4 protein-coding genes and 1 pseudogene are annotated in these 5,198 nt (G+C 76.8%); 2 read left to right on the top strand and 3 right to left on the bottom strand.

Annotation, left to right across the window (positions count from 1 at the left end; all coding sequences use genetic code 11):
• Positions 1 to 890, top strand: an 890-nt coding sequence (locus HCN56_RS23270) for a PP2C family protein-serine/threonine phosphatase (protein WP_209313092.1), incomplete at its 5' end; no start/stop codon positions are given.
• A gap of 118 nt (positions 891 to 1,008) precedes the next feature.
• Here HCN56_RS23270 and HCN56_RS23265 read toward each other — a convergent pair.
• Positions 1,009 to 2,493 (bottom strand): DNA-binding protein NsdB, encoded by a 1,485-nt coding sequence (locus HCN56_RS23265; RefSeq protein ID WP_167974272.1) that lies wholly within the window; start codon positions 2,491 to 2,493, stop codon positions 1,009 to 1,011.
• 233 nt (positions 2,494 to 2,726) lie between these two features.
• Here HCN56_RS23265 and HCN56_RS23260 point away from each other — a divergent pair, with 233 nt between their 5' ends.
• Positions 2,727 to 3,830: an aminoglycoside phosphotransferase family protein gene (locus HCN56_RS23260; RefSeq protein WP_167974270.1), complete on the top strand. Its 1,104-nt coding sequence runs from the start codon at positions 2,727 to 2,729 to the stop codon at positions 3,828 to 3,830.
• 219 nt (positions 3,831 to 4,049) lie between these two features.
• Here HCN56_RS23260 and HCN56_RS23255 read toward each other — a convergent pair whose 3' ends face one another.
• Complete coding sequence (locus HCN56_RS23255; protein ID WP_167974268.1) at positions 4,050 to 4,550, bottom strand: hypothetical protein; 501 nt, start codon at positions 4,548 to 4,550, stop codon at positions 4,050 to 4,052.
• Between the two features lie 110 nt (positions 4,551 to 4,660).
• Positions 4,661 to 5,104, bottom strand: a pseudogene (locus HCN56_RS23250) (tetratricopeptide repeat protein); the annotation flags it as partial.
• Between the last annotated feature and the right edge of the window lie 94 nt (positions 5,105 to 5,198).

Here is a 5,198-nt window from a genome sequence, read left to right as displayed (position 1 = left end):
CGCCGGACGGCCCGCCCGCCGACCGGCGGCGACACGACGAACCGGGCAGGCCCGGCGGGCAGGGCGGACCGGACGGACCCGGCGGAGCAGCTCCCGGCGGACGGGCGGTGGGGGCCGCCACGGCCGCGGGGCCGGCACCGTCGCTGCCGCGCGAGGCCACCGCCACGCCCTGGCAGAGCCCGCCGGAGCGCCGCCCCGACCACGGGGTCCCGCGGTCGCTGCAGCTCGCCGCGCGGTGTCTGCCGGCGGACGGCGAGGCGGCGGGCGACCGGTGGCACGACTGGATCGACATCGGGGACGGCAGCACCGTGCTGAGCGTCGGCGACCTGTCGGGGAGCGGCCCCGGCGACGGCTGCGCCACCGCCGGGCTGCTGGGGGCGCTGCGGGGCATCGCGCTCACCCGGGCCCGCCCGGCGACCGTGCTGGAGCACCTCAACGACCTGATGGACCGCGGGACGCAGCCCGCGCTGGCGGGGCTGGTGTGCTGCCGGTACCGGGCCGACGACGGCTCGCTGACCTGGGCGCAGGCGGGTCACCCGGCGCCGCTGCTGTGCCGGGAGGGGTCCGCCCGGCTGCTGCCGCGGCCGCCCGGCACCCTACTCGGTGCCATCGCCGGCACCGTCTACGGCGAGCGGGTCGACCGGCTGCACAGCGGCGACACCCTGGTACTCCACACCGACGGACTGTTCCCGCCGGAACCGCCCGGCCCGGACGGCCGGGTGGGGACGGCGCGCTCCAGCGACCCGGTGCTGCTGACGCTGGCGCCGAGACTGGCGGCCGCCGGTGACGCCCGGCAGGCGCTGGAGGTGCTGTTGGAGCGGCGCCGGGAGGCGGCCCGGGCCGGCGGCGCGCTGGAGGACGCCTGCGTCCTGGTGGCGCGGGTCAGCTGAGCCGCGCCACGGCGCACGGTGAGCGGAGCGGCCGGCGCGGACCGGCGCGGCGCACCCGCCGGTCACCCCCGGGCCGTCCGGCGTGCGGGGCACGGACGGCGGGGGCGGCCGGTGGGCGTCACACGACGCTCGGCCCCTTGCCCGCCCCGGTGTCGCCCGGGGAGACGGGCGCGGAGGGCAGGACGTGCTCGATCTCCTCGCGCAGGCTCTCGACCCGGCCGTACCCGGCGTAGACGCCGGTGAGCCGGTACATCTCCCGCAGCCGGTCCCAGGTGCGGTGCGAGGAGGTCTCGCCGATGCTCATCAGCGCCAGCCGGGCGTAGCGGTCGGCCTGGTCGGGGTCGTTGCCGAGGAAGCAGGCGGACGCGAGGGAGAGGTAGTCGAGGATGTTGGACCGGGTCCGGCGGTCCACGTCGCGCAGTTCCAGCGCGCGTTTGGCGAACCGCTCGGCGACGCGGGCCGCGGTCGGGTCCGTCTCGGCGAGGGTGCGGTACGCCAGGGCCTGCATGCCGTAGAGGTCCGCCTCGTCGAACAGCTGCATCCAGCTGGGCGGGGGCACGTCCCGGCGGTCGGAGACGAAGAGGTCCTCCGCCTGGCCGAGCGTCCGGCGCATCGCCTGCCCCTGGCCGAGGGCGGCCTGCGCCCACGCCTCGATCGTGCAGAGCATCGCCCGGGTGCGCGGCAGCGCCTCCTCGCCCGCGCCCGAGCGGGCCAGCTGCATCAGGTCCAGCGCGTCGTCGGGCCGGCCGAGGTGGACCATCTGGCGGGCGGCCCGCGAGAGGGCCTCGCCCGCACGCGGGCGGTCGCCCCCCTCACGGGCGGCGTGGGTGGCGATGACGAAGTACTTCTGGGCGGTGGGCTCCAGGCCGACGTCGTGGGACATCCATCCCGCGAGCACCGCGAGGTTGGCCGCCACGCCCCACAGCCGCCGCTGGAGGTGGGCGGGGTGCTGGTAGGCGAGCATGCCGCCCACCTCGTTGAGCTGGCCGACGACCGCCTTGCGCTGCAGGCCGCCGCCGCGGCGGGCGTCCCAGGCACGGAACACCTCCACCGCGTTCTCCAGGGCGTCGATCTCGGCCGACCCCACGGGGGCCGCCTCGTAGGGGTCGAGTCCGGCGGGCCCCGTGCCGTCCGAGGCGGGCCTGGGGATTCCGTCCGGTGAGGTTCTGATCCAGTCGTGCAGGGCGTCGCTGAGGGCTGATCCCGCGGCGAGCGCGGCGCCCGCGCCCACCATGCCGCGTCGGTTGAGCATGAGGTCCATTCCCGTGAATTCGGTGAGGACCGCGGCCGTCCGGTCGGGAGGCCAGGGCAGCTTCGCCCCGGCCTTCCCCCGCCCGGACTCGCCGGGACGCCGGAAGCCGAGGTCCTCTATGGTCACGACACGGCCGAGGCGCTCGGTGAACAGGGAGGCCAGCAGTTCGGGCACCGGTTCGCGCGGGGTCTCCCCCAGTTCGATCCACCGCCGGACACGCGTGGTGTCGGTGGCGAGCTGGGGATGGCCCTGGGCCGCCGCCTGCCGGTTGACCAGGCGGGCGAGCTCTCCCTTGGACCATCCCGCGAGCCGGAACAGGTCCGCCAGCCGGGTGTTGGTTCTCTGCGTCACGTCAAGCCCCCAGGATCTCGGCTGACTCGACAGTAGCCCCGCTCGGGAGGGCGCTCAGCGATTCGCCAGGGTTTCGCCAGGGTCCGCCAGCTGGTGTGCCACGGCCGCCCCGCGCTTCGGTAGAAAGGCGCCACCCCGCTCCGGGGACGGCCGGGCACTTCCCCAGGGTGCCCACCGGCCCCGGTACGGGCGGCGCGTCCTCCGTCCGGCGCACGAAGGGACTCGGCTCGCCGATGTATCCAGCACCCTCCCCCGTGTACCCCAGGTACCGCCAGCCGCTCGCCACCCCTCCCGCGGCCGTGCCGCAGCTCGGCGCGCCGGCTCCCGAACGGCCGCGCCGCGCACGGCCGTCGGGCAGGCAGCGCCTGGACCTCAGTGGTGAGCGCGGCGCCGAACTGCGGGGCGCGCTCGCCTCCGTGCAGGAGATCTGCCCGGAGTTCAGCCCCGCCCAACTCCTCCGGCAGGGCTCGGAGTCCGTGCTCCTCGCCGGCTCCCTGGGCCGCCGCCCCGTCGTCGCCAAGTGCGCGCTGTCGACGGCCGCCGCGGAGAAGGTGCGGCGTGAGATAGCCGCCCACCGGATCTTCGTGCGGCACCGCCCGCCGGTGCGCGTGCCGCGCCTGGTCGGCGCCGACTCCGGCTCCGGCACGCTGGTGATGGAGTTCATCCCCGGCCGCGCCGCCTCGACGCGGCGCCATCCGCTGAACGCGCCGGCCGTGGCGGACCTGCGGGCGCTGTTCGCGGGCGTCCGCCGGCTGGGCGAGTGGGAGCCGCCGGGGAACGACTTCGGTCCGGAGGTCAACTACCACGCGCTGCTGGGCCGCTGCCACTCGCTCGGCATGCTGACCGACCGGGACCTCTCCGACCTGCGTGCCCTGCTCCACGGGCTGCGCGGCCGCGACGGGGCGCTGCCGCGGCAGTTCTGCCACGGCTCCGTCTACCCGAGCCAGGCGGTGCTCTCCCCCGCCGGCCCGGCGCTCCTCGGGTGGTCCACGGCGGGCTGGTACCTCCCCGGCCGGGACCTCGCGACGCTGTGGGCCGTGCTGGGGACCGCCCCGGTGGCGCGGCGGCAACTGAGCCGCCTCGCCCAGCTGGAGGGCCCGCAGCAGCGGGACGCCTTCCTGGTCAACCTGATGCTGGTGCTCACCCGGGAGATCCGGGAGTGCGAGGAGGCGATCCACCGCGCGATGCGGGCGCCCTGCCCCGACCCGGCGGCGGCCGCCGCACGGCCCGCCGGCTCCCTGGCGTTCGGTGAGGAGCGGCGGCTGCTGCTGCGCCGGCTCCACGACGACCTGGCCCTGACCCGGCGCGCGGTCCGCGCCGCGGTGGGCACCCGCTGACGGGCGGTGCTCGCGAAGCGGTGAGCACAGGGCGCGGGAAAGGTGGTTCCCGCGCCCGAACCCGGCGGCACCGGACGGGCGGCGGTACAGCGACGCCGACGCGCCGGAGGCAGCCGGCCACCGGTGGCAGCGCGGGGCCGACGGCCCACGCGACGGAACGCCGCCCCTCTGCGGGGGCGGCGGGAGAAGACGGCCGGGGCCACGGGGCGCCGGCCGCTCCTAGTGCTGCTGGAAGAGCTCGGCGGGCAGCGGCTTCAGCAGCCGGTAGAGGTCGTCGGTGATGGGCCGGTCCCAGCTCGCGATGGTCACCAGCACGTTGTCGCTGCGGTCGAACTGGACGCACGAGACGCGCGTCTCACTGCACATGACCCGGCGGACGATCAGCAGGCTGTCCTCGTGCATGACCGGGATCTCCTCCGTGCCGGTGGCGCGGACCTCCTCCTCCATGCCGAGGGCCTCCAGCAGGTGCAGCACCTCGAAGGGCATCTCGCCCTCGCCCAGCTCACGAGCGGGGGACCCCTCCGGGAGGTTGCCGATCACCATGGCGGGGCCGCGCCCCCCGAACAGGTCGTAGCGCAGGATCACCCCCTGGCAGCTCCCGTCGGGGGCGGGCAGCAGTCCGGCGCCCAGCACTCCCGGCCAGTCGCCCGGGTCCATGGCCAGGACATCGAAGTCCGGACCGGCGGGCGTGGGAGCGCTGCGGCGGCGGAGAAACGACATGCCGCCATGGTACGTGGCCCCCGGCGCGGTCGAGCGGCGGGCGGGCCCTCGGCACCACCGTGCCGCGCGGGCGCCGGAGCGCCGCGGCCGGTAGCGGGTGGACCGCCCGGTCAGCGGGCCCCGTCGTCGAGTTCGGCGCCGGCCCGGTGCAGTTCCGCCGCCTCGGCCCGGCGGCCCAGCTGCTCCAGGCAGTGCGCCTCGTCGTTGCGGCTGGTGCGGGTGGCCGGGTGGGCCGCGCCGAGGACGCGCTCCCGGCTCTCCCGCACCGGCCGGTACTCGCCCAGCGCCTCCTCCCAGCGGCCGAGCCAGCCGAGGGCGACCGCGATCTCGCGGCGGCTCACCAAGGTGTCGGGGTGCTCGTCGCCGAGCGTGCGGCAGCGCAGGCCCCACACTTCGCGGGCCTCGGTGAGGGCGTCCTCCCAGCGGCCGAGCCTGCCGAGGCTGACCCCCAGGCCGTGGCGGGCACGCAGCGTCTCGGCGTGTCCGCCGCCCCCGGCGTGGGCGCGGGCGACCGCGAGGGCCCGGTACACCTCCAGCGCCTCCGCGGCGCGGCCCCGCCATGGTGATCGGCAACCTCCCGGAGGGGTCCCCCGCTCGTGAGCTGGGCGAGGGCGAGATGCCCTTCGAGGTGCTGCACCTGCTGGAGGC

This window comes from Streptomyces lonarensis (assembly GCF_012033735.1).
In the GTDB taxonomy this organism is placed as follows: domain Bacteria; phylum Actinomycetota; class Actinomycetes; order Streptomycetales; family Streptomycetaceae; genus Streptomyces; species Streptomyces lonarensis.
Note: the sequence above shows the minus strand (reverse complement) of the source record. Positions and strands in the feature narration are given on the sequence as shown.